This is a genomic window from Sphingobium sp., assembly GCF_032153725.1.
In the GTDB taxonomy this organism is placed as follows: Bacteria; Pseudomonadota; Alphaproteobacteria; order Sphingomonadales; family Sphingomonadaceae; genus Sphingobium.
This window is the reverse complement of sequence record NZ_JALDYQ010000039.1, coordinates 17,952-39,545: the sequence shown is the minus strand read 5'-3', so window position 1 is coordinate 39,545 and position 21,594 is coordinate 17,952. Positions and strand designations below refer to the sequence as shown.

At 62.3% G+C, this 21,594-nt stretch carries 27 protein-coding genes and 1 pseudogene; 15 read left to right on the top strand and 13 right to left on the bottom strand.

Translation table 11 applies throughout. The features are described from left to right. Positions 1-202: 202 nt before the first annotated feature. The gene (locus RUH75_RS13680) at positions 203-595 is read left to right on the top strand and encodes an energy transducer TonB (protein ID WP_313806833.1); all 393 of its coding nucleotides are present in this window, start codon (positions 203-205) and stop codon (positions 593-595) included. Between the two features lie 130 nt (positions 596-725). On the opposite strand, the gene RUH75_RS13675 is transcribed toward RUH75_RS13680, so the two are convergent. After that, positions 726-1,736, bottom strand: coding sequence for a DUF2279 domain-containing protein (locus tag RUH75_RS13675; protein ID WP_313806831.1), 1,011 nt, complete (start codon positions 1,734-1,736; stop codon positions 726-728). 496 nt (positions 1,737-2,232) lie between these two features. On the opposite strand from RUH75_RS13675, the gene RUH75_RS13670 reads away from it, so the two are divergent. The 7 genes from RUH75_RS13670 (at position 2,233) to RUH75_RS13640 (ending at position 8,770) form a co-directional block, all read left to right on the top strand. Further along, entirely contained in the window at positions 2,233-2,736 is a 504-nt protein-coding gene (locus RUH75_RS13670) for a hypothetical protein (protein ID WP_313806829.1), read from the top strand. 128 nt (positions 2,737-2,864) lie between these two features. Beyond that, positions 2,865-3,365: a hypothetical protein gene (locus RUH75_RS13665; protein ID WP_313806828.1), complete on the top strand. Its 501-nt coding sequence runs from the start codon at positions 2,865-2,867 to the stop codon at positions 3,363-3,365. A 34-nt stretch (positions 3,366-3,399) separates the two neighbouring features. Then, positions 3,400-3,969 (top strand): hypothetical protein, encoded by a 570-nt coding sequence (locus RUH75_RS13660; RefSeq protein WP_313806826.1) that lies wholly within the window; start codon positions 3,400-3,402, stop codon positions 3,967-3,969. 45 nt (positions 3,970-4,014) lie between these two features. Continuing rightward, positions 4,015-4,755 (top strand): fimbria/pilus periplasmic chaperone, encoded by a 741-nt coding sequence (locus RUH75_RS13655; protein WP_313806824.1) that lies wholly within the window; start codon positions 4,015-4,017, stop codon positions 4,753-4,755. A 4-nt stretch (positions 4,756-4,759) separates the two neighbouring features. Next, positions 4,760-7,306, top strand: a complete 2,547-nt coding sequence (locus RUH75_RS13650; RefSeq protein ID WP_313806822.1) for a fimbria/pilus outer membrane usher protein — start codon at positions 4,760-4,762, stop codon at positions 7,304-7,306. Continuing rightward, on the top strand, positions 7,303-8,238 hold the full coding sequence (locus RUH75_RS13645) for a hypothetical protein (protein ID WP_313806820.1): 936 nt from the start codon (positions 7,303-7,305) through the stop codon (positions 8,236-8,238). The genes RUH75_RS13650 and RUH75_RS13645 overlap by 4 nt, the downstream gene beginning before the upstream one ends. 163 nt (positions 8,239-8,401) lie before the next feature. After that, entirely contained in the window at positions 8,402-8,770 is a 369-nt protein-coding gene (locus RUH75_RS13640; protein ID WP_313806818.1) for a thermonuclease family protein, read from the top strand. Between the two features lie 34 nt (positions 8,771-8,804). Here RUH75_RS13640 and RUH75_RS13635 read toward each other — a convergent pair whose 3' ends face one another. The 8 genes from RUH75_RS13635 to RUH75_RS13600 all read right to left on the bottom strand — a co-directional run bounded on the left by RUH75_RS13635 (position 8,805) and on the right by RUH75_RS13600 (position 14,665). Continuing rightward, a complete protein-coding gene (locus RUH75_RS13635; RefSeq protein ID WP_313806816.1) occupies positions 8,805-8,984 on the bottom strand; it encodes a hypothetical protein in 180 nt (59 codons plus the stop codon). Next, positions 8,984-9,598 (bottom strand): hypothetical protein, encoded by a 615-nt coding sequence (locus RUH75_RS13630; RefSeq protein WP_313806814.1) that lies wholly within the window; start codon positions 9,596-9,598, stop codon positions 8,984-8,986. Before RUH75_RS13630 ends, RUH75_RS13635 begins: the two co-directional genes overlap by 1 nt. Positions 9,599-9,755: 157 nt before the next feature. Next, positions 9,756-11,036, bottom strand: a complete 1,281-nt coding sequence (locus RUH75_RS13625; RefSeq protein ID WP_313806812.1) for a transporter — start codon at positions 11,034-11,036, stop codon at positions 9,756-9,758. A 25-nt stretch (positions 11,037-11,061) separates the two neighbouring features. Next, positions 11,062-11,724 (bottom strand): hypothetical protein, encoded by a 663-nt coding sequence (locus RUH75_RS13620; protein WP_313806809.1) that lies wholly within the window; start codon positions 11,722-11,724, stop codon positions 11,062-11,064. A gap of 12 nt (positions 11,725-11,736) precedes the next feature. Next, a complete protein-coding gene (locus RUH75_RS13615; protein ID WP_313806807.1) occupies positions 11,737-12,447 on the bottom strand; it encodes a C39 family peptidase in 711 nt (236 codons plus the stop codon). After that, positions 12,428-12,754 carry a hypothetical protein gene (locus tag RUH75_RS13610; RefSeq protein WP_313806805.1) on the bottom strand — a complete coding sequence of 109 codons (327 nt, stop codon included), beginning with the start codon at positions 12,752-12,754 and terminating at the stop codon, positions 12,428-12,430. The genes RUH75_RS13615 and RUH75_RS13610 overlap by 20 nt, the downstream gene beginning before the upstream one ends. Positions 12,755-12,828: 74 nt before the next feature. Further along, positions 12,829-13,449 (bottom strand): hypothetical protein, encoded by a 621-nt coding sequence (locus RUH75_RS13605; RefSeq protein WP_313806803.1) that lies wholly within the window; start codon positions 13,447-13,449, stop codon positions 12,829-12,831. A gap of 187 nt (positions 13,450-13,636) precedes the next feature. Next, complete coding sequence (locus RUH75_RS13600; RefSeq protein WP_313806801.1) at positions 13,637-14,665, bottom strand: hypothetical protein; 1,029 nt, start codon at positions 14,663-14,665, stop codon at positions 13,637-13,639. A gap of 446 nt (positions 14,666-15,111) precedes the next feature. Here RUH75_RS13600 and RUH75_RS13595 point away from each other — a divergent pair, with 446 nt between their 5' ends. From RUH75_RS13595 to RUH75_RS13575, 5 genes are all read left to right on the top strand, one after another. Continuing rightward, the gene (locus RUH75_RS13595; RefSeq protein WP_313806798.1) at positions 15,112-15,342 is read left to right on the top strand and encodes a hypothetical protein; all 231 of its coding nucleotides are present in this window, start codon (positions 15,112-15,114) and stop codon (positions 15,340-15,342) included. A gap of 300 nt (positions 15,343-15,642) precedes the next feature. Continuing rightward, on the top strand, positions 15,643-15,831 hold the full coding sequence (locus RUH75_RS13590; protein ID WP_313806795.1) for a hypothetical protein: 189 nt from the start codon (positions 15,643-15,645) through the stop codon (positions 15,829-15,831). Positions 15,832-16,370: 539 nt separating this feature from the next. Continuing rightward, the gene (locus tag RUH75_RS13585) at positions 16,371-16,625 is read left to right on the top strand and encodes a type II toxin-antitoxin system prevent-host-death family antitoxin (RefSeq protein WP_313806792.1); all 255 of its coding nucleotides are present in this window, start codon (positions 16,371-16,373) and stop codon (positions 16,623-16,625) included. Beyond that, positions 16,622-16,891, top strand: a complete 270-nt coding sequence (locus RUH75_RS13580) for a Txe/YoeB family addiction module toxin (protein ID WP_313806790.1) — start codon at positions 16,622-16,624, stop codon at positions 16,889-16,891. The genes RUH75_RS13585 and RUH75_RS13580 overlap by 4 nt, the downstream gene beginning before the upstream one ends. A 203-nt stretch (positions 16,892-17,094) precedes the next feature. Then, positions 17,095-17,283 (top strand): hypothetical protein, encoded by a 189-nt coding sequence (locus RUH75_RS13575; protein WP_313806845.1) that lies wholly within the window; start codon positions 17,095-17,097, stop codon positions 17,281-17,283. A 335-nt stretch (positions 17,284-17,618) separates the two neighbouring features. Here the strand turns inward: RUH75_RS13575 and RUH75_RS13570 are convergent, their stop codons facing one another. Beyond that, positions 17,619-17,855 carry a DUF5818 domain-containing protein gene (locus RUH75_RS13570; RefSeq protein ID WP_313806788.1) on the bottom strand — a complete coding sequence of 79 codons (237 nt, stop codon included), beginning with the start codon at positions 17,853-17,855 and terminating at the stop codon, positions 17,619-17,621. 308 nt (positions 17,856-18,163) lie between these two features. Here RUH75_RS13570 and RUH75_RS13565 point away from each other — a divergent pair, with 308 nt between their 5' ends. Together RUH75_RS13565 and RUH75_RS13560 are read left to right on the top strand one after the other, a co-directional pair. Then, positions 18,164-18,610 (top strand): CBS domain-containing protein, encoded by a 447-nt coding sequence (locus RUH75_RS13565; protein ID WP_313806786.1) that lies wholly within the window; start codon positions 18,164-18,166, stop codon positions 18,608-18,610. Between the two features lie 376 nt (positions 18,611-18,986). Then, on the top strand, positions 18,987-19,658 hold the full coding sequence (locus RUH75_RS13560) for a hypothetical protein (RefSeq protein WP_313806782.1): 672 nt from the start codon (positions 18,987-18,989) through the stop codon (positions 19,656-19,658). A gap of 43 nt (positions 19,659-19,701) precedes the next feature. On the opposite strand, the gene RUH75_RS13555 is transcribed toward RUH75_RS13560, so the two are convergent. From RUH75_RS13555 to RUH75_RS13545, 3 genes and pseudogenes are all read right to left on the bottom strand, one after another. Next, the gene (locus RUH75_RS13555) at positions 19,702-20,061 is read right to left on the bottom strand and encodes a glycine zipper 2TM domain-containing protein (protein ID WP_313806780.1); all 360 of its coding nucleotides are present in this window, start codon (positions 20,059-20,061) and stop codon (positions 19,702-19,704) included. Positions 20,062-20,473: 412 nt separating this feature from the next. Beyond that, a pseudogene (locus RUH75_RS13550) lies at positions 20,474-20,788 on the bottom strand (ferritin-like domain-containing protein); the annotation flags it as partial. A gap of 12 nt (positions 20,789-20,800) precedes the next feature. Further along, positions 20,801-20,935, bottom strand: a complete 135-nt coding sequence (locus tag RUH75_RS13545; RefSeq protein ID WP_313806778.1) for a hypothetical protein — start codon at positions 20,933-20,935, stop codon at positions 20,801-20,803. Positions 20,936-21,594 lie beyond the last annotated feature (659 nt).

Genomic DNA, 21,594 nt, shown 5'->3' with positions numbered 1-21,594 from the left:
ATATATAACAGCTGCCGCTTTTCGGCCGGCCAGATGCCGCCGCAGCCGCTCCAACGATAAATCGATATCCTTAGCAGAGGAGGCTCCTATGCAAGCCAAGCCCTTGATTTTGGCGCTTTGCTCATCCCTGCTGCTGTCAACAGGGGTTAGTGCCAGGCAGCAAGGCCACCAATTGACCGTCATTGCTTCGCCTGAAAAGGAAATGACCTATGAGAGATGGCAGGATCGGACCGCGAACCGGCTGACCAGCAGCATCCGCCGCAGCGCCAGTCTTGATTCCGACCATGGCGCGACCGGCTTTGCCCGGATCGAGTTCCGCCTGAATGAAGAAGGCCGGCCCCAGGCCATCGCTCTGGCCCAACCCTCATCCTCGCGCGCGATCGACCGGATATCGATGCGGGCGGTCAAGGCCATGGGCCGGTTGACGCCGTTGCCGCCGCAAATCGGCGCGGCTTCGAAGTTCGAGGCCTGGATCATCGTCGCCAACGATGCCTGGCAGCGGGACGACATGCTGAACGAGCTGCGCACGGACCATCGGGCGCGGACCGTGGCACAGGCGGAGGGCGAACAGTCTGTTCTGATTGCGTCGCGCTGAATGCCGCCCCTCCCCCGGATGGCGTGGTGCGATGCGGAGTCTGGAAGGACGGCCGGGTTGGCGACAAGATGCGGCGCGGGTTGGCCGGCACGCATCCGCCCCTTTTCGTTCTTCCAGCTTCCGCTTCCGCTCAATGGACATGGACGGCAGTATAGGGGAGCTGGAAATAGTTGAGTCCGCTGCCTATGGCGCGGCCCAGGCGCGAGCGGCTGTCGCGGAAGAACAGTTGCTTGACGTTGAGGCCGACGCCGAAGAAGATGTCGCGTTCCGGCCTTATGCCTGCGGCGCGCTCGGCATTGGTGAAATTCTTGCCGCGATAGCCGATCTGTAGTTCGATGAAGCGCAGGGGACTGTCGCGCAGCCCCTGAAAGCCAGCCAGTTCGAGCGACAGCAGGAAGCGTTGCTGCTCATAATGGCGCTTGCCCTTGAAGGTGTAGACCTGTGAATTGGGCATCATCAGCAGACGGAAATCCAGCTTCTCCTCCAGCCCCGGCACGGTGTGGCGGAGTACTGAAAAGGTCGCGCCGCCGGTGTTGAAAATGACGTCCTGAACCGAAAAGCCGCTGTCCTTCTTGTGCGCGTCCCACATCTCGCCATAGAGCATCAGTCCTATGGAGAGCAGCCCCGCCGGCGCCGCCGCCCGGGCCCGGTCCTGGGTCTTGCGCGCCATCCGCGCGCCCAGAAATTCAGCGAACAGATAGGCGTTGAAGGCATGGGTCAGCTTGTCGATGCCCAGATTGTTGGTGTTCCGGCCGAACCAGCCCTCATCCTTGAAATGGAAATGGGTCGTGCCGTCCGTCCAATAGGCTTGGGTCGCGGTGATATAGGCGAAAAGGCCGATCGTTTCCCATTTGGCGGCGCCGATGCGGCTGCCTAGGGAGGCGTAGCGCCGTTCCCTGTCCGCATCGGGTGGCAGCGGGCCCTGCGCATCGACCGGCCCCTGCACCGCCTCCTGCGCTGCGCCATCGTCGGGCGGTGACGGAGATGTCATCGTGGTCAGATCGAAGCTGGTGGCCAGGAAGGCGGGTGGGTTGGGATCATCGGGACGGATGCCCCGATCACCGCCGCTCTGGGCGACCGCAGGGGCAAAGCCGATGCACAGGAACAGGGCGGGCAGGAGGATGGTCCATGCAGGGCGCATTATTTGTTCCCACTAAACCACGCCCATTTCGTGAATACGCATGAGCCGTTGATTTAACGGAACAATTTAATGCTGACGGATAGTTCAGGGCAATGAGCCCAAAATGGGTAATGAGCGCCCATTAATATTTATATCATCAGTGAAATCGTGATCTGCATCAAGATAGGGGCATTTGCCGCTTCTGTCCTGGGTCCGGCCGCGAGGCCGCATCGCCGAGGGATGAGGCGCGGAAGAGAGCCTTCCGGCCGCGCCTGCCTTGCCAAATGATCGGTAAATATATCCAACGTTATATACTGATGGATGGGGATTTTATTCCTTTGTACCAAAGCGATACATGACTATCGACTATGGTTAAATCTATTGAAAGATGTATTGCTAATAGGCGAATATACGACTCGTGGAACAAGTTTTCTGATTGAGAACTGCAGCGTGGCGGGGGGCTATGCGGAGGGTATTTCGTCATCTTCCAGAATGCGCTGTCGCGCTTTCCTCTATATTGGGGCTGTTCTCTGTCGAGACGGGAGCGCAGACGCTGACCATCACCGCGACCGGGCAAATCCCCGCGTCATGCGGTCTTGGTTCCGGCAGCGGGTTCATCAATGCCAATCTGGATGCCAACGGCTCCCTGAGCGCGACCGCGACCGTCAACTGCAATACGAAATATCTGCTGCGGGCCACCTCTGCCAATGGTGGGCTGAAAACCGCGACCCTGGCACCTTCGGCCAGCTTTTCCAGCAAGCTGGATTATCAGTTCGACATTTCGGTGCCGCTCGATAATTCCAGCGGATCGGTGAGCGGCGGCTGCGTGGCGAGCAAGCTGACCGCTGGCGGTTCGGATTGCGCTCTTTCGCCGGCGGGCGCGGGGCTTTCGTCGGTGAACGGCACGTCCACCGGGAAGACGGCGACGCTGGGGATCAGCTGGATGCTGCCCGGCGCCACGCATCTGGTCGCGGGTAGCTATGCCGACACCATCACCATTTCGATCGCGGCGCAGCCATGACCAGGATCATGCGCGGCGCGCGGACAACTGAGACAGAAGGCGGACCCGGCCACCCGGCATGCCGCAGCCTGTGCCGGGAGCGGGGGGAGTTCCGTTCCCACAACCCTGAAGTGCGAAAGGAACCTTCCATGATGAAGAAATTGCTTATGGGGGCGGTTGCCCTTGCCGCGATGCAGGCGGTGCCCGTGCTGGCGCAAACCGGTCAGGCGCAGTCGGTGCAGATCGACGTCACCGGCACCGTCGGGTCGAAATGCTCGACCTTCAGCCTTGATCCGATCTCCTTCACGGCGATCAGCACCAGCAATTCGAGCGGCTTCGCCACGGGTGGCGACACGTCGAGCCCCGCGACCGCCAGCGTCTGGTGCAACAAGGCCGGCGCCCAAGTCAGCTATGAACATGTCGCGATGAAAGCGAACACCGTCACCACCAGCAACGCGGCCTTCACCGATACCGTGGATTTCACCCCGACAGTGAAGTTGGGCACGACCACCATCGCATCCGGCGGGACCACGGTGGGCATCGTCGCCGATACGCTGACCGTCAGCGCCACCACCAACGCCACCACCGCGATCCCAGTGGCGGACAGCTATACCGGCACCATCAAGGTCACATTGACGCCGGGCGTCTGATAGAGTGAAGGGTCGCACCAGGGGATCTGGAAACATGCGCGTTCTGACGGCAATCTGTGTCTTGTTTCCTGCCTGCGCCGGAGCCATTCCGGCGCAGGCCGCTCCTGCGTCCGCGACCGCGCAGGTGAAGGGCGTGATCAAGGGGAAGTGTGCCCTGCCGTCGGCGGCGCCGATCACCTTCTCCACCGTCGTCCCTGCCAATGGCAAGCTTGATCCGGCGCTCGCCAATCTGAGCTGGACGATATCGGGCCTTGCCTGCAATGCCGGGTCGGCCATTTCCATTTCGGCACGCTCGCTGCGGCTCAATGCGCCGCGCGGCAGCCTGACGCCGTCGCAATCGCAGGCGGTGAACTATACCGCCACCGCTTCGGGCTGGTCCCCCGGCGCGGCGACCGTGACGACCGGCGACACCACGTCGCTGGGCACCACCGCTCTCTATACCGGCGTGGCGCAATCGCAGGCCGCGCCGAAATCAGGGACCATTATCATATCCGTAAGCAACTTCACCGTATCCACGAACAAGGGCAGTTCGGCGAACAGCGCAAAGCCGGTGGATGGCGCGTATAGCGCGACGATCATCCTCAACCTGGCGCCGTCGATCTAGGGCCGGAATAGGGGGAGGGGCATGACCATGACGAACGGATGCAGGATGAAACTGGCGGCCCTGGCACTGGCGACGAGCAGCGCGCTTGCGATCCCGGCGCGCGCCACCACCGTTTCGCCCGTGGTCGTCGATCTGCAGTCGGCGGGACGGGGCGTCGTCGCCAATGTCAGCGTCAACAACACCGGCGCCAGCCCGCTGCCGATGGAAGTGCTGATCCAGCCGTTGAAGGCGGGGCCGGAAGGCTTCAGCCCCGCTGGTCCCGATGATGAGAACCTGATCGTCGTGCCGCCCAGCACGATCATCCCCGCGGGCCAGACCCAGACGTTCCGCGTCCAATGGGCGGGCGATCCGGCGTTGGCGGAGAGCCGCCATTATTATGTCGGCTTCAACCAGCTGCCCGTGAAGCTGCCGGAGGGCCAGTCGGCGGTGCAGATCGTCTATAATTTTCAGGTGCTGGTGAACATCGCCTCCCCGGCTGGCAAGCCTGCGCTTTCCATCCAGTCGGTTTCCATCGGCGATCATGAGGGCAAGCCCGCGCCCGTGCTGCATGTGCAGAATGACGGCGACGCTTATGGCTATCTGAGCCAGCATCGTATCGCGATCAGCGAGAAGGATGCGGGCGGCAAGGAGATATTCTCCCGCACCATGAGCGGCGCGGAGTTTCAGCAGCTGGTCGGCTATGGCCTTGTCGCCGCGCATCAGAAGCGGACGCTGACCATCCCGGTCGAGCTGCCTTCGAAGAGCGGACAGGTCACGGCCACCATGCTGGAAGAGCGGCAAAGGTGAGCCGGTGCCGCGGATCGGCGCGCGCGGGTTGCTGCGCAGGACTGCACTGCTTGCCGTGGCGATGGGCCTGAACCGGGAAGCCCATGGCGCCACGCCGGTCATGCCGTTGCAGGCGGCGCTGGATGCCGCGCCCGCGACCGGACAGGGCGCCGTGCCCACGCCCCCCCCGGTGGAACGGCAACGGATCAATCCGACGCGCCGGACGCTGCGCTTCGTCGTTCCGCTGACGGACGGCCCCACCTATCTGGGCGATGTCGACCTGGCGGTTTCCCCCAATGACGATCTGTCGGTCGCGGCCCCGCGTTTCCTGCAATTGCTGGAACCGCTGCTGACGGACGCCGCGCTGGAACCGCTTCGTCAGGCGGCGGCCCGATCACCCGATCTGGACGGGGCGGTGCTGGGCAAGCAGGGCATCGTGCTGGTCTATGACAGCCAGCGGCTTGCCCTCTACATCGTCATTCCGGTCGGCGCCCGCCGTCCCCGCAACCTGACGTTGCGCGGTGCCAGCGGCGAGCGCGCGGTCACGCTCGAACCGGCGCATCTGTCCGGCTATGTCAACATCCGCGCCTCGGCCGATGCCGTCTATGACGGACCCGAGGCGGGCCTGCTGGCGCCCATAGCCGGGGTCGAGGGCGCGGTGCGACTGGGCGGTCTGGTCGCGGAAGGGGAGGGCTATGCCTCGGCCCGTAGCGGCGAACCGGCCTTTCGCCGTGCCGGTTCCCGCCTGCTTTATGACGATCTGCGTCACGACATGCGCTGGATCGCGGGCGATCTGCAACCGACGGTGCGCGCCTTTCAGTCCACGCCGCCGCTGGCTGGCCTGTCGGTCAGCCGTCTCTACAGCCAATTGCAACCCCAGCGGGAAGTCCGCTCCAGCGGCGCGCAGAGCTTCACCATCGCCGCGCCCGGTACGGTCGAGACTTTCGTCAACGGCCGCTCGGTCGAGCGTCGCCGGATGCAGCCGGGCACCTATTCTCTGTCCGATTTCCCGTTGGCGGACGGCGCCAATGACGTGCAACTGGTGATAGAGGATGACACCGGCGCGCGCCGCACCATCGATTTCAGCCTGTTTTCGGACCGCTCGCTGCTGGAGCCGGGGCTGACCGAGTTCGCGCTGAACGGCGGCGTGCTGTCCCGTCCGACGCGCGCGGGCCTGGACTATTCCGGGCATGCCGTCGCATCGGGCTTCATTCGCAGGGGGCTGTCGCAGCAATGGACGGCGGGCCTCAATGCGCAGGGCGATGCGCGGGCGCAGCAGGCGGGGCTGGAAATGCTGTTCGGGTCGCGGCTGGGCCTGATCGGGCTGGACCTTGCCGCTTCCCGCCGGAGGGATGGCCGCAGGGGCGTGGCGGCGGCGGCCACCTATCAGATATTGAAGCAGGGGCAGGACGGTTTCCGGTCGCAATCGTTGCGCGCCGCGGTCGAATATCGCAGCAGGAACTTCGCCATCGTCAGCGATTATGCGCTGACGCCGCAGTCGTCGCGCCGATTGCAGATGTCCTTGTCCTACAATAATAATTTCGGACGTGATCGCTATTTCGGGGCGGATATCCGCTATACCCGGCAGGATTCCACCCGGCCGCAGGATTTCAGCATGCGCGGCCTGTTCGGCGTCGCCCTGACGGTTTCGACCCGGCTGGACGGGCAGGCGGAATATCACCGTTTCGACCGCCGCGATGTCGCGCTGGTGCGAATCGGTGTCATCCACCGCTTCGGCCAGCGGGGACAGGCGAGGGCGGAACTGACTTCGCGTGGGCAGGTGCAGGCGTCCTGGCAGGATTCCGGCGGGCAGGGCGTGGGCGCATGGTCGCTGTCGGCGGATGTCGATCGCACCGGCATGGGGTCCACCGCCAATCTGGGTGCGACCTATCTCGCCAATCGCGCGGAGATCGGCCTGAGCCATATCGCCGCCTGGCAGGATGCGGGCCAGACGCTCGACCAGCGCAGTTCGCTGCGCGTGGGCACGTCGATCGCCTTTGCCGATGGGGTGTTCGCGGTCGGGCGGCCGATCACCGACAGTTTCCTGATCGGGACGCCGCATGCCAGCCTGAAGGACAAGCAGCTACGGCTCGACCCGCAGCAGCAGGGTGAAACCGCGCGTTCCGGGCGGCTGGGGCCGGGGCTGGTCCCGGACCTCAGCCCCTATTCCGACCGCACCGTCACCTATGATGTGCCGGATGCGCCGAGCGGCTATGATCTGGGGCAAGGCAATGTCCAGATTCGCGCGCCGCACCGGTCGGGTTATCGCATGGTGGTGGGCTCGGATTATCATCTGCTCGTCTTCGGCAAGCTGATCGATGCGCGGGGGGAGCCGATTTCGCTGCTCGCGGGAAAGGCGACCGACCTTGGCAATCCGAAGCGGGAGCCGGTGACGATCTTCACGGGGCGCAACGGCAAGTTCGGCATGCAGGGGATGCGGCCCGGCCGGTGGCGCATCGAAATGCCCACGGAGCCGCCGACGATTTTCGAGTTCGACGTGGGCGAGGGCACGAACGACGTGTTTCAGCTTGGCGAGGTCCGGGCGCTGGAAATGGGTGGAGGACGGAAATGAGGGGGAATTGGGGACGGCTTGCGGCCGGGGGGCTGGCGCTTTGCTGGGCGCAGGGGGCGATGGCATGTGGGGCCGGCGACGTGACGGTAAGCTTTTCGCCTACCACGGTGGCCGTGGCGAGTTGGAGTCCGTTTCCCAATGGTTCGCAGATGACTGCTCAGACCACCGTGACTGTCACGCGGACTGGCAGCAGCAATATCCGGTCCGCCCGGTTGATGATCCTGGATAGCGAGGCGACATCTCCATTGCGGGTTGGCACATTGAATGGCTTTCCGGGGCCGATCTATTCCTTGACGGGTGGTAATGTCTTCCAATCGCCAACGTCTTCGACGCCGACTGCGGGCAACAGCCTCCCCTTCACTTATACATCGAATTCCAATTCGAATGTACAGAATGCAACGACCACGCTGACCATCCCAATTAACACCGCTGGTGATGATTTCACACCCGGAACCTATAGTCAGACAACTACCTATTTCGTCCAATGCTATAATAATTCAGGTAGTTTTGTGGGCGGCGGCTCCACGGGCGCAGGTCCGACATTGAACGTCACCGTGCCCAACCTGTTGCAGGTAATCACCGCCGGGCCGCAGACGATCAATTTCGGCAGTTTCACGACGACGACGCAAAGCCTCGCCATTTCGCTCAAGAGTACTGGTGCGGTGAACGCCAATGTCTCGACGCAGAACGGCAATCAGATGGTGCTGACCGGCGCACCGAGCCCCGTGCCAACCAATTCGACCATCCCCTACAGCATGACCTTCGATGGGCAGAATGTTCCCGCGGCCGGGGTTTCGCTGGCCAATCTGGCCCGCGCCGGCGTCGGCGGCGGCAACAAGTCCCTGGTGCTGACGCTGCCGGCGTTGCCCTCCGGCAAGTTGGCCGGGACGTACAAGGATATCATCACGCTCACGCTAACACCCGGTTCGTGAATTAAAATCCCCGCTCGTTTCGTTCTCACCATGGAATGGCCGGGATCAGCGTGAAGCAGGGAACAGTCACGCCGACACGTCCGTTGCAGGAGCGAGGCGATGATGGGGAAGAGGACATGATCTGTAACGTGGGCGCCGCGTTTATCATCGCGGGGTTGAGAAAATGATTGCCGCCCTGTTTTTTGCGTCCGCCCTCACGGTGGTCGATGGGGACATGCTGCGCGTCAATGGCGAGCGCATCCGCCTGCTGGGCATCGAGGCGCCGGATGTCGCGGGCCGTTGCCGCAAGAGGAAGACCTGCGCGCCCGCCAATCCCCGGCACAGCAAGGAGAGCCTGAAGCGCTCGCTGCGCGATCCCATCACCATTGTTCCCGTGGCGCGCGATTCCCAGGGGCGGACCGTCGCCATCGTCTATGCGGGGGGCCTCAACATGTCTTGCGAGCAGTTGCGCAAGGGCATGGCCGTTTACAGGCCCGCATGGGACATGGGGCGTCGTCTCGCCAGGGAATGCCGCTTTGCATCGAAGCGATAGGGGATGAGGGCCGGTGTCCCGGCCCTTATCCATGTCAGCCGATGAGCTTGTCCGCGATCGTCCTCGGCGCGCCCTTCAGCAGAATGCCCTCCGCCATGCTGGAGCCCAGCACGACAAAGGCATTGCCGTCGGACGGGAGGACAGCCCTGACGGTTTCGGAATTGACGTAGACCGTCTTCCTGTCGGGCGTTTCGAAGGGGACCAGCTTGGCCATCATCCCACCTCCATATCAAGGGCCTGATCGGTGGGCAGCTCGCGGGCGATCAGCGCGTTGCGCAATTGCTGTTTTTCCGCTTCGACCCTTTTGGCGGCTTCTTCCGGCGTCAGCTTCGCCGTGCCCCAGTAATCGCCGTGATTGGTGCCCTTGCCCGCTTTGCCGAGGGTGGCATCGATCTGATGCGCATTGACCAGCGTGGGGCCAGCCTTGAAGTGGCGGCGGGTGCTGCCGATCGATTCGGGAATGACGCTGTAGCCCGGACCCCAGTTGATGGAGGACGGACAGCGCTTCGTCCGGCCTGAGCGGCTGTTCTTGCATCGGATGTGCGCCTGTTCGCGGGTCTGGAACGCGGCATAGAGTGGGGCGCGAATCTCGCCGATTTCAGCGAAGCGGCCGCGGATGACCTTGTTCCGGGCGTTGGTGCGCTCGGCAAGGGTACCGCCCGCCGTTCCGCTGGTGATGTAATATTTATGCGCGTCGGCCACGGCCTGAATATAAGGATTGGGATCGAAAGCAGGCACGGGGGACGAAGATGGATAACCCCCCTGCCCAAAGGCAGCCGCTGCAGTCGACAGGCACAAGCCGGCGATGATCATTTTCAACAAATGCATTCATTCCCTCCAGTTCATTTCGCGACCGTTCCGTCGTTTCGAAGAGTTCGGGAAGAAAAGCAATGATTTATCGGGCCGGGATGGAGCTATTGTCGCGCGCCGATGCAGGGAGAGCGGCTCAAGACCGGAATTGTCGGCCAGCCTTTTCTGTATGGGCTCATTTCAACTCGAACGGCACTCTGAGCGTGGTGCGAAGATCTGCCGCGTCGTCGGTCGCGCCGATCTCAACGATCCAGTCGAGCGTGGTGCGCTGCGTGGCGCGATAGCTGATGCCGAACAGCAGGCGACCGATCTGAAGGTCGCGGGTCTTGCTGGTGATCGGCGCGCCCAATGTCTCGATGCCATTGGTGATGCTGATGGGGCGGATTCGGCTCTTCGTCGCGAACTGCCAGCTATGGGCATAGGCAAAGCTCATCGACAGCCGCGGGTTGAGCGACAGGCCAAGGCCGATCGTCGCGCTGGGCGCTCCGCCCGGTTCGACCCGGTCGATCTGGGCATCGCCGATGCGCGTATCGACATTGCGGCCAAAGTTGAACGTATAGCCAAAGACGCCGAACAGAGTCGCCGGATCGCTGGGCATCAGCAGCGTCAGGCTGGGTTGAACGGCCCAGAAACCCGATCCGGTCGCTGATTTTTCCGCATTGCCCAGCGCATCGCGCGGCAGGCCGAAGGGGTCGGACCCGGTCGGCGTAATCAACTGGAGCCCGGCGACCATATAGGGCCAGCCATGACGGGCATCCGCAATCTGATAGCGCGCCTGCAATTCGATATCGCCCAGCCCCGATCCATGGGTGGAGGTGTCGATGGTGCCCGCGCCCGATTGCGGGGGATTCTGGACCAGCGGCACCAGCACGGCGGTATCCCGGCGATAGACCCAGGGCAGGCGCGCCGATAGTTCGAGCCGGTTGGTCAGGCCGAAGCGCGTGGTCGCAGCCGCCGTCATGATATCCTGATGGCTTTCATTGATGTCGAACACGCCGACCAGCACCGACTGCGGGATTTCGATGCCGCGAAAGACGAAGCGGTTGCGGTCCGAGCGGATATATTCGACCGTCGGTTCGATCACGAGGCGGCCGGGACGCGACAATATTCCCCCCTGATCGGCCAGAACGGCGACATGCGGCGTGGTGTCGCTGTCGGGCGGCTTGACCCCAACCTCTGGCGCGGGCGGTTGATTGCCGACAAACTGGCTGCCCTCGACCAGCGGCAGCAGCGGCGCGGTCATCGGCAGCCCCTCGGCCCGCATCCGGTCGAGCAGCGCATCCTCCAGCCGGTTGAGACGCTGCTTCTGGGCATCGAGCGCGCGCTGCTGCGCGTCCACGGCGCCCCGTTCCTCGGCGATCTGGCGCCGCAACAGGAGCAGATCGGCCGTTTGCGGGTCTGGTGGCAGAGGGTCGGCCCGCGCCGCCACGGGGACCGCCATAAGATCAAGGGTCATGAGCCAAAAGCATCCGCGCCGCATCTCAATAGCCTCCCCTTGCTGCGGCTCCGGCCAGCAGGCTATCCAGGCGGAGCATCATGGCGCTGGTCGGTATGGCCGAATGGCGGATATCCAGGTCGACTGTGACCATGGTGTCGATCACCCGGTCGCTGGCCGTATTGGTCACCAGTGCGCCCGTCACCGTGCCGATCATCTGCTGCAATTCCAAGCCGTTGCCTGCAAGCACGACTGTCGATTGGGTGTCGGACTGCACCAGATGCACCGCGCCCCAAGGCGTGTCGACCGCTGGGCCATTGGGAAGGATGGCGATCGGTTGCCCATTGCTCGCGCCCGGGGTGGACGGAGCGTCCTGCGTGATGCGGATCAGGGACGTTCCGTTGGGGCCGGGGACCAGAAGCTCGGTCACTGAAGCATGCCGTTCCATACCCCCTCCCGTGTAGATCGCCAGATGCGCGCTATCATCGATGGTCAGCACGGTGCTCAGCGCAGGACGACCATCGATCATCGTCTCGATCATGATGCCAAGGCCGATGTCCATGCCGTTGGGCAGCAGGAAACCGCCCCGGATCGCATCCAGCTCGCCATCGGCGGCCATCCGCGCACCCCCGAACGGATCGGCCTGCGCCATCGCCGGTGCGCCGCAAAGAAGGGCCATGGTGCCTAGCAGGAGAGTCCATCCACGCATCGCCGCTCCCCGCTACATTTCGACCGGAAAAGGCGGGGCGCGGACCAGCGCGAGCGCCTGGATACTGACAGGCTCCATTGCCATCGTCGCCCGGCTGCGCGCGACCAGCGCCCATTCGGCCTCCCGGCCGAAACTGTGCTTTCCCCGGTCGACCGCGTCGACCAGCGCGAAGAGGATGCCGTTCCACATGGATTTGAAGCTGCCAACGTCGATCAGGCGGATGCCGAGCGAGGGATCGCCCACCAGCACCTTCCCGCCCTCCACACCCTTGATGACCACAAAATGGCGGTAGCCCCGCACATCGATCAGGGCGATGCCGGGGACGCGGGTGCGAGCGACCTCGTCCAGCGTGACGACATAGCCTTCCGCCCGGATGCCGCGTGCATTGAGATAGCGTTTCATGTCGAGCAGCGAGAAGCCGAGGCGGCGGATCTGTTCCCGATCGCCATTTTGCCACATGCCCATGAACACGGACTGCTCGCTGGCGGCGCCGTCATAATGATAGCGCAGCAGGGTAGCGAGCGCGGCCGACCCACAGCTGAAATCGTAGCGTTGGCGCACCACCGTCAGGAAGCGCCGCTCAGCCATGCTGTGGACCGGTACGGCATAATCGCCGCCGGTCAGCGCCAGCGTGCGGCCGGGGGCATCGATCATCGCGGGGCCGCAACCCCCCAGCAACATCGCCGCGCCGAGGGCTGTTGTCCTATGGCTGAATGGCGACATTGACCGTCATCGAGCTGTTGATGGCGACATTGTTGCCGGTGTTGATGTTGAACAGCGCCAGCCCGTTGAAATTGTCGAGCGCGCCATTGCCCAGATTGACCGTGCCGGTGGTGAAATCGCCGGTGATGCTGTTGCCCTGAACCGTGCCGGTGCTGGTGATCGTCGTGCTTTGTTCGACCAGCCGCATATCGGCCATGCCGCGCGTTTCCGCCAGGATCGTGTCATCGACCGGCTGGGCGCGGGCGGGGACGGCGGCAAGGCCATGGAGCAAGGCGACCCCTATCGTCGCCGCGGCAAAGCGGTTCACGGCCCTTCTCCCTTTTCCCGGCGCAGACAGAAAAACCGGCCGCCTCAAGGGGGATGAGGCGGCCGGCGCGCATGTTATGGGGTCAGCGTCAAAGTGCCGACCGATGCGCTCACGTTCACGCTCGCATTTTGCGAGGCGTAGAAGCCGGTGTTGACGTTCATCGCGTTCAGGCCCGCGAAGTTGGAGAAGGCGCCATTGTCGAAATCGGCGTCCCATCCCATCAGCTGCGATCCTGCGCCCGCGCCGCCGGCACCGGCTGTGCCGCCGCTGCCGCCTGCGCCACCGGAACCGCCCGCGCCGCCAGTTGTGGCGCCGCCATTGCCGCCAGAGCCACCGCCCGAACCCGAACCGCCAGACCCGCCGGAACCGGCCGGTGCCCAGTTGTTCAGATAGACCTCACCGCCCGTCACCGTGGCGGCCAGATTGGTCGGCGTGGTCATGGTCGTATAGGTATAGGTGGCCGTGCCGCCATTGTTCGCAGAGCCGGCGCCGCTCGAATCGCTGTTGTTCGAGCTGTCGGTCCAGGTGGAATTGTCGGTCGCGGTGGTGGTGGTGGTGGCGGTGTTGCTCCAGGTTACCGTCGATCCGTTATTGGCGTTGATGCCGGCGGCCTGGCCGTCTCCATCCTGGGCCAGGACCGGCGTTGTCAGCGCAAGGGCACCGAAGGCAACGCTTAAATAAAGGAAGCGCTTCATGACATCTCCTCCAAGCTTGTCGGGCGGCCACCGATGTCGCAGCTGTTCCAGAGCGGGAGTTTTCGGGTGCACGGCGAAATCGTGACGGCTCGTTTATAAACCGCCGATCGGCGGGAAATTAGCCCCAGACGGGAACTCGCCTTGTCCCCAAATGCGGTAAATCGTCACCCCCATATGCGGGGCAAGCTCAACTGATATGGACAAGGCCGCTGAGGATCGCGCGGACCAGGTCGGCCTGGCGATGGGTGCCTGTCTTGGCAAAGACCTGTTTCAGATAGGCGCGCGCGGTCTGCGTCTGGATGTGCATGCGGTTGGCGGCATCGTCGATCGTCGCGCCTCCGACGAGGTGCATTGCAAGAGTGGATTCTGTCGCGGTCAAGCCATGCGCCCTGCACAGTGCGTTGACCATCGCTTGCGAGTCCCGGCCGGGGTCAATCAGATAGAGCGCCACGGCCGGCTTCCCCCACAGGTTTTGCTGGCTCCCCAGCGATGCCACCACGGCGATCAGAGGCTGGGTTCGCGCGCGATGCAGCAGCAGCAGGTGAAAGCTGTTGCCCCCTCCTGTATCATGGCGGATCGCGGATTGGAGCCGGATCGCATCTTCATAATCGGTCGCCGCGATGGCGTGACCGACGCGCCGAATTCCCTCGCCGCAATCCAGCATCTTTTGCGCCCGCGCATTGGCGAAGCAGGGCAAGCCATCAGCATCCAGCAGAATGATGCCGAAATCGAACCGGTCGATCGCCTGCGCCAGCCCGTCACGCTGGGCCTGTTCATGTTCCGCACGCCAGAGCAGGGCGAGGAATGGTTCAACCCAGTTCCTGATGTTTCCGGACACTTGCTCGTCCCAGCTATGCCATCCATCCTTGAAGCAGCAGGCTGTCAACGCAATCGCGCGTAGCGGGGCAACGCGGCACATGAAGGTTATGCGCGCCATCCCTTCGTTGTCGTGCGGCGCGGCGTGTGGCCATTTCACCAATTTGCGCCAACCATTGCCGTTTGATTCCGGCGATGCCGCCAGATCCCGGTCAACCGATGCTGCCATCGCTGCGGCAAGGCTGTGCGACATGTTCAGGGACGTCAGTATGCGCGGCGGATCGCCATCGGGACCATGCAATGTCAAAATACCCATCGAACTGTCCAACTCGCTCGCGACCTGAGCCAGCAGGGCTTCTGTCTGCGCACCGTTTCGATGCGGGGCCGCAATCTGATCCACGATTCAACCCTCCAATCGACTCGTTCTGATGCCGACGAGGAAAACTATCGGGAGGTCCGCTGAAATGCAGAGTTCATTTGGCTAGTTCGCTGACTTTTGCGGCTTAACCTTGGGTGAAGATGCGTAGAAAGCAGCGCGGATCAGGCTGATGCCGTCGGTTGATCGATGTATTTTCAACTACTGACTTACTCAAAAATACGGGGACAACGCGCGGGCCGCGACCGATTTTCGTGAGCGATCAGCACGCTCGAAACAATGTTGTTGCATCAATGCGCTAGTGGATTGATTTTGACATTTGCGTCCCGCCATCCGGATAGCACGGTAGCAAATGTCAGAATCGGACCACTAGGCACTGACTGATTTCGATCAGCACGATTTTGCGGAACCGCCGAAGCCGTTTGGAGCTTCGTTCATAGTGCCGATCGGCATATATGAGAGGACGCAAAATGGCAGAGCAGAACCAAGGCATGGGCAGCCAACAAGGCGGTCAGCAAAATCAAAATCCGGGTCAGCAGAACCAACAGGACGCCGGGCGCACCCAGCAGGGTGGACAGGGCGATAATGATGGACAGCGCGAGCGGAAGCCTGGCCAGCAAAATCAACAGGACGATCAGAAGCGTCAACAGGGCGGCGGGCAGCAGGAGCGCCGGGACGATCAGGGCGGCCAGCAGCGTTAGAGCGGTTTTCGATCTGATTGGATCAGATCGCCGCTCTAAAACCCCCTTGTTTGCCGCGATTTCTTAACCAGCGATCGATTCCGATCGCTTGGAAATCGCTCTAATCCCGCTTTCGACTGAACACGAAGGATGGGCCGTCACGAAGAGGCGGCCCATTTTCCATGCCACTCTGCTGTCGGCGGGCACTGCGGGCTCCCCGATTTGCGGAACCGCAGCGTCGACCCGCGCGTAATAAGAAGGCCCACCTCTGGTTTACCTGTTCGCGAAGGGGCGGGGCGCCGTTCTGACAGGATAAAAACCATGTCGCTCACGGGCCTGACAGCTATCATCGTTCTCATCGCCGCCGCGTTGCTGGGCGCGCTGCTTTATGCGCTGCACAGAGGCCGGTTGGGCCGCAACGCCGCATTGCTGGGCGCCATCGTCATTCTGGCGTGCGCATCGGTCGTGCTCATCTATCCGTCTGTCCTCACCACGACGCATGCCGGATAGATGCCGTGGACATGCCCGTGGATCAGTACCGTTGTTCCGCTGATGATTAAGGGCAGGCGGTGGGGGAATGAACAAGCCCCGCGCCGAGAAGGGGGCGGCGCGGGGCTTTTCGATCAAGGGGGATCGAGAACGCCAGCGTAACGTCTGATGCGGTGATTCGCCTATCTAACGGAGGTGATAATCCCGATTAGTTCATGCCGGGCCACGGGCCATCCATGTGCCATGGAGCCGCTGGGGCGCAGAAATGCGGGAAAAATGGCGAAAAAGCCTGGGATCAATTGCAACATGAAAACACCGCTGGCGCGGGGAGGTAAACAGCCAGTTACTGATTTTGCTTTGGAAATCTTGGATGCCCGACGAGGATTCGAACCTCGATTGACGGAGTCACGGTCCGCAAGATGATACGGTTTTCTGGCCGCATGTTGCATCCGTGTTGCAAGCGAGTGGTAGGGCGGGATTGTTGTTCAGGACGTCCCGCGAATGCTCCTTATTGCAGTTGTACAAATTTCTGTACATATTGATGTGCAAAGGAGAACGTCATGGACGTGGTAACATATTCGGATGCTCGCGCTAATCTGAAGGGCGTGATGGACCGCGTAATCGAGGACCGCATTCAGGTGGTCGTCACCCGGCAAAAGGCGGAAGCTGTCGTCATGGTGTCGCTGTCAGACTGGAACGCGATGGAAGAAACTTTGCACCTGCTTTCGACCCCGGCCAATGCCAGTCGTCTGAGGGCCTCTATCGGTCAACTGGAAGCCGATGAGGGTACGGAGCGGAAATTGCATCAGGCATGAAGATCGTCTTTTCCGATCAGGCTTGGGAAGATTACCAGCACTGGGTGAATAATGACCTCAACACACTGGAACGGCTGAATGGCCTGATCGAGCAATGCAGGCGCACCCCTTTCAAGGGCACCGGAAAGCCGGAGCCGCTGAGGGGCGATTTGCAAGGTTGGTGGTCGCGCCGGATAAACCAGGCTGATCGGCTGGTGTATCGCGTTGAGGGGAGCGGTGCGGCGCAAGGATTGGAAATCGCGCAATGCCGCTTCCATTACGACTAGCTGATGCGGATGCAGGCCCGCTGCGAGCTGGGCAAGGCGGAGCATGAAGCCGATCTGGCGGTGCGGAGCCTGATCGCAGTTTGATTGATGGCAGCGCCGCCCTCACATGTGCCAATGTTTTGAGGCAGCCGGCGCTGCGCCAGGCGATACCGTCATGCGGATAGGGTAAAAAGGGCCAGCTACCGATTCGACGTGGAGAGGACATGGTCCGCACATTCACCCGCGAAGAATTCTATGACCTCGTCTGGTCGAAGCCGATGACGCATCCCTCGATCGGATTGATCTGCCCCCTGCTGGGTGGCCCAGAGACTATGATAGCCTGGACCACGAAAGGGACGATGAATGCCGAGCAAGAAGCACAAGCCGGAAGAGATTATCGGCAAGCGGCGTGAAGTTGAGATCGTGCTGGCGCAGGGGGCCTCGACTGCGGCTTGTCGGAATGCCGCGTCTTCTGCGGCCGCTTGGCTATTCACTTGGCGGGTGAGGCCGGGGTCGATGGCAGAGATGCCAACATTCACGTTGGACAGCCCACCGAGCCGCTGTGCGCGCTTGTCGCGCCGCAGATCGTCGCGCGCCAGGCGGGCCGCTGCATCGGTCGCGCGAGCGGCGGCGATGGTAAGGCGCTTCGATAGCGTGCGTGCCACAATGCGAGCATTATGAATCAGCCGGGACTCGCGCGCAAGAGTCTAAGAAGACCCTGTTTTCTGCGGATTTCTCTCGCTCGTGGCTACATATTTGCCGAGCTGAGCGCCCTGCCGATGGGCTGGATTGCTTCGATCCAGTTGACCGCGATTGCTTCGGCGCCGGTGCGGATGCCTTCCACGGCAACATGGGTTTGCAGAAGATGGCCGACATTCTTGAGCCAGCCCACCTCCCAGAGCGCGCCGTTACGCGCTTGGACATAGAGGCTGACCGCACCCGCGACCAACACACCCTCGAGGCGAAAGTATGAACCGATATTCATATGGCGCAGATAAGCCGATCTCGATGACAACGCCATGACCGGTCCCGCAGCGCGTGCGATTAAGCGGATAGAATGAGCCTGGCCCATACGGAGGCGATAGAAGGCTAGATCTTCTGCGGCGGGTCGGCCGGGACCGGTGGATCGCGGCGGATGAATGAGGCCGCCGGGCGGATTTGGCTGTAGCCCCAAATGTCGGCTGCCGGCTCAGTCGACCTGCGGTCGTATGTGCGGGGCGGAACGGGTTTGGGCCATCCCATCCGTGCGTGGTATGATGGCAGCACTGGAATCTGAGCAGTCAGGAGGACAGCATGACGGTTTCAAGCGCTATGCGAAGCTGGAGCGACGTCGTAACCGTCACGCCTCGGGAGACGGTGTGGCACGTCGTTGAACTGCTCGCTGACAAGCGCATCGGCGCGGTCCCGGTGTTGGACGGGGAACGGATCATCGGGGTCATGTCAGAACGTGATTTGATCTGCGCACTTCGAATCCATGGCCCGGTGATGATGGAATGGACGATCGATAGGGTGATGACCTCACCCGCGCTCACCGTCGCCTCGGATACGACGGTCCTTGTCGCGCTGTCTATGATGACACGGCGCCGCGTTCGTCATCTCCCGGTGGTGGAAGGTGATCGGGTGATTGGGTTCGTGTCGATTGGCGATCTTGTAAAATCACGGCTTGACCAGATCGAGCAAGAAGCTGGTGCGATGCGCGCCTACATCCAAGGCGACTACGAACGGCACATTAACCCCTAGCTGGACGGACATCCGAGGGCGCTGTCTGCTAGGGTATGTGGGGCTTCAGCCGATGCCTCTGGTTTCAGGAAGGAGCGAAAGCCGAGGCGCGCGAGGAATCCTCCCGGGCCGTCCCGCTTTGGTACAGGTTCCCTCTCATCCTTTCAGGGGCTATTGAACGGGCACGCGATCGGCGCAGGCTCAGTTCACGGCCCCGGCTGCCAGCGACTCAGCTGAGCGGGGGAAACCCGTCGGGGTCGACCATCCTCGCGCTGCAAATCTCCAGCCATCGATACGCTGGGCCTTTTGTCCGTGACACGACCGCCATGAGCAGATTTGTCCCGTCGGCCTGGAGTGGTAGGCTGGGCAAATGTTGGTGGACACCCGAGCCTGATCCATGCGCCTGCCCGACCTCTCATTCCCCGATTGGATCGAGCACGCCTTCAGCCATGAGGTGCGTCTACATGGCAACGGGTGGTTCTTCGATATGGACGCGCCTTGGTGGGACCCGGCGCCCGGTGTCGCTGTCGACTATCTAACCCGCCTATTTGCTGACCCGCTGCCCGCGCTCCAATGGTTCAGCGATGCGCAGATTGCCCAAGGGCTGACCTATCTCATGAACACGTCGGCGTCGGGCGATAGTGGCTGGCTCTATAGCCGGGAGGTTCCCGCCGCTGAGCGCCAGCACTGCATCGAGGCCATCGCGATCCTGTTCGAGCAGATATTCGCCCCGCGCGCCGCGCCGGTGCTGAGCCACATTGATGAGCCGGGCGGTAATGCGCTGAACATACCCTGCTATATGTGGTTCGATGTCATGCCGTCCGTGGCGCTGGCGGATGATCCCGACAAGGAAAGCCTGCACCGCGCGCTGCTGGGCACAATGGAGCGTATATTGAAGCTGGAGAACATCGCATGCCAGGAAGCGGCGCTGCATGGCCTTGGGCATTTGGCCTCTGCCTATCCCGATGAGGCGGTCGTGACCGTCGATCGCTATTTGAACAGCGGCGGGGATAAGCGGCCGGAACTGGCTGCCTATGCCCGCGCTGCCCGTTGCGGATGTGTCCAGTAGGCGGCGCGTTCGCCCGGACAACGCCTGTCACCTGCTTCCTAAATCAGCAGCGGCTCTTGCTGCCGACCTCCTTGCCAATCAGGGCGCCAGCACCTGCGCCGATGATGGTGCCAGGCAAGCGGTCCCCGCGGGTGTCAACCGCGCGGCCGAGCAGCGCACCTGCGCCAGCTCCGATAATAGCGCCCGTGGTGCCGCTGGTGCGGCAACCGCTCCGGTAATAGCGCGGGCGGTCATCCCGATAATAGCCGCGGTCACGATAGCGGCGCTGGTAGTAGCGGCCGTCATCGTCGTCATGGTGCTTATACCAGCCCCGGTGCCATCCATTGTCCGCGATTGCGACCGACGGCACCGCTGCGCCCAAAATGGCGGCGAGGCTCAATGCCAATGTGATCTTCTTCCCCATGACCATCTCCCCGATGTGTCAGGCGGTCATGGGTCGCGCGGCGTGGCTGTTCGCTGAATGGCCGATTTACCCAACGTTCATGTGAGGAACGATCCAGCTTATGCGCTGACGAAGATGGTGGGGCGGGGCTTGGGTCGATATGCCGGAATGAACCTTACGCAATTCTGGGATTTTGTCAGTTGCTGATCGCTCAAAACATAGGCGCCATCGGGGTTTTGAAGAACTGACCGAAAAATGGTGACGCAAAGATAAAGTCAGACCTCACTTCAGATTACCGATTTTCAGGCATGAATTCGCAAGGGCCGACATGCCGGGATAGATGGGCCTTGTCGTTTGGCGGGGAGGGTGACTGAGCCATTGGGTCGCGCGAAGTCAGGATCTAGGCTGGCAATCTTTGGGCGAACGAGACGTTTCAATTTTCTGGCGCGAACGCTGCGAGATCTCCGGGTCGGCGTAGCATCTTATCAACCTCGCTGGCGTGGACCTCCTCGGCATAGATCATCTGCCGCGCATATTCCTCCAGCGCGACCGATCGTCCTTCGACCAGCGCCATCAACTCGCGGTAGAGCGCCAATGCGCGCCTTTCGGCTTCCAGCGATTCCCGCAGGATCGTGGCGATGTCCGTCGTAAGGCTGTCGAGCAGCGGGCCGATCCCCAGAGAGGGATAATCGCCGAGCATCGTGATCATTTCCCCGGCCTGCTGAGCGTGCAGCAGGGACTCGTCGGCCTGCGTGCGTAGCTAGGAGATGATCGGGATGCGACCGAAGCCGAAGACCAAAAAGGAATAGTGGGTGTAGCGGACAACCCCTGCCAGTTCCTGCTCAAGGATGCGGTTGAGGACGGCTACGGTGGCGGACCTGTCGATGTTTTGCATCGCTAATCCTTTCGGCTTTGGGCCCCGCGCCACCATACGCTTGATTGTGACGCGCGTATACTCTGTCCGTGAGAGCGATTAGGGAGCGTTGCCCCCGTGAGCGCGGCATGAGATAATGCGCTGATCCATGATGGAGTGCTGTCATGTCACAAGAGCCGCGCCAGCCTGACCCCCGCGAGATGACCAATGAGGAATTGTGCCACGCCTGGGAGGCCGTGAACGATCACGACAACCGAACGCCAGATGATCAGGCGATCCTTGACGAGATGGAGCGTCGACACATCGCATATTAGAGCAGCGGAGGCTCCGGCGGCAGCCCAGTTCGCCCCACCGCTCGCAATTCCGCCGCGCATCCGACAGCCCGCTGAGCACCCCGATCACCATCGCCAGCTCGATACAGAGGATTTGCGATGCCGAAACTTGAGCGGGGCACATATGGCTAGCCCGCGATGATGCGCCTTGACCACGGCTGCCGCATATCTGGAAATGTCGACTGCCGCCTTTTAGCGCGAGGTCTTCACAGGCGTTATGCCTGATCCTGTCCGTTTTGGAGGGAAGGATGCGTGGAGCAAGAAGCAGATTGATGAGGCAATTGATCAGCTGGGCAACGTGAAGCCGCGTAGCGACTGGCGAAGCCGCCCCCGCCTGTACGCGGGTCA

What these genes read in the sequence shown, in the direction of transcription:
- RUH75_RS13680 (WP_313806833.1), top strand. Translation starts at nt 203, where the DNA reads ATGACCTATGAGAGATGGCAGGATCGGACCGCGAACCGGCTGACCAGC.
- RUH75_RS13675 (WP_313806831.1), bottom strand. Translation starts at nt 1,736, where the DNA reads ATGCGCCCTGCATGGACCATCCTCCTGCCCGCCCTGTTCCTGTGCATC.
- RUH75_RS13665 (WP_313806828.1), top strand. Translation starts at nt 2,865, where the DNA reads ATGATGAAGAAATTGCTTATGGGGGCGGTTGCCCTTGCCGCGATGCAG.
- RUH75_RS13660 (WP_313806826.1), top strand. Translation starts at nt 3,400, where the DNA reads ATGCGCGTTCTGACGGCAATCTGTGTCTTGTTTCCTGCCTGCGCCGGA.
- RUH75_RS13655 (WP_313806824.1), top strand. Translation starts at nt 4,015, where the DNA reads ATGAAACTGGCGGCCCTGGCACTGGCGACGAGCAGCGCGCTTGCGATC.
- RUH75_RS13645 (WP_313806820.1), top strand. Translation starts at nt 7,303, where the DNA reads ATGAGGGGGAATTGGGGACGGCTTGCGGCCGGGGGGCTGGCGCTTTGC.
- RUH75_RS13640 (WP_313806818.1), top strand. Translation starts at nt 8,402, where the DNA reads ATGATTGCCGCCCTGTTTTTTGCGTCCGCCCTCACGGTGGTCGATGGG.
- RUH75_RS13635 (WP_313806816.1), bottom strand. Translation starts at nt 8,984, where the DNA reads ATGGCCAAGCTGGTCCCCTTCGAAACGCCCGACAGGAAGACGGTCTAC.
- RUH75_RS13630 (WP_313806814.1), bottom strand. Translation starts at nt 9,598, where the DNA reads ATGCATTTGTTGAAAATGATCATCGCCGGCTTGTGCCTGTCGACTGCA.
- RUH75_RS13625 (WP_313806812.1), bottom strand. Translation starts at nt 11,036, where the DNA reads ATGACCCTTGATCTTATGGCGGTCCCCGTGGCGGCGCGGGCCGACCCT.
- RUH75_RS13620 (WP_313806809.1), bottom strand. Translation starts at nt 11,724, where the DNA reads ATGCGTGGATGGACTCTCCTGCTAGGCACCATGGCCCTTCTTTGCGGC.
- RUH75_RS13615 (WP_313806807.1), bottom strand. Translation starts at nt 12,447, where the DNA reads ATGTCGCCATTCAGCCATAGGACAACAGCCCTCGGCGCGGCGATGTTG.
- RUH75_RS13605 (WP_313806803.1), bottom strand. Translation starts at nt 13,449, where the DNA reads ATGAAGCGCTTCCTTTATTTAAGCGTTGCCTTCGGTGCCCTTGCGCTG.
- RUH75_RS13595 (WP_313806798.1), top strand. Translation starts at nt 15,112, where the DNA reads ATGGCAGAGCAGAACCAAGGCATGGGCAGCCAACAAGGCGGTCAGCAA.
- RUH75_RS13590 (WP_313806795.1), top strand. Translation starts at nt 15,643, where the DNA reads ATGTCGCTCACGGGCCTGACAGCTATCATCGTTCTCATCGCCGCCGCG.
- RUH75_RS13585 (WP_313806792.1), top strand. Translation starts at nt 16,371, where the DNA reads ATGGACGTGGTAACATATTCGGATGCTCGCGCTAATCTGAAGGGCGTG.
- RUH75_RS13580 (WP_313806790.1), top strand. Translation starts at nt 16,622, where the DNA reads ATGAAGATCGTCTTTTCCGATCAGGCTTGGGAAGATTACCAGCACTGG.
- RUH75_RS13575 (WP_313806845.1), top strand. Translation starts at nt 17,095, where the DNA reads ATGGTCCGCACATTCACCCGCGAAGAATTCTATGACCTCGTCTGGTCG.
- RUH75_RS13570 (WP_313806788.1), bottom strand. Translation starts at nt 17,855, where the DNA reads ATGAATATCGGTTCATACTTTCGCCTCGAGGGTGTGTTGGTCGCGGGT.
- RUH75_RS13565 (WP_313806786.1), top strand. Translation starts at nt 18,164, where the DNA reads ATGACGGTTTCAAGCGCTATGCGAAGCTGGAGCGACGTCGTAACCGTC.
- RUH75_RS13560 (WP_313806782.1), top strand. Translation starts at nt 18,987, where the DNA reads ATGCGCCTGCCCGACCTCTCATTCCCCGATTGGATCGAGCACGCCTTC.
- RUH75_RS13555 (WP_313806780.1), bottom strand. Translation starts at nt 20,061, where the DNA reads ATGGGGAAGAAGATCACATTGGCATTGAGCCTCGCCGCCATTTTGGGC.
- RUH75_RS13545 (WP_313806778.1), bottom strand. Translation starts at nt 20,935, where the DNA reads ATGCAAAACATCGACAGGTCCGCCACCGTAGCCGTCCTCAACCGCATC.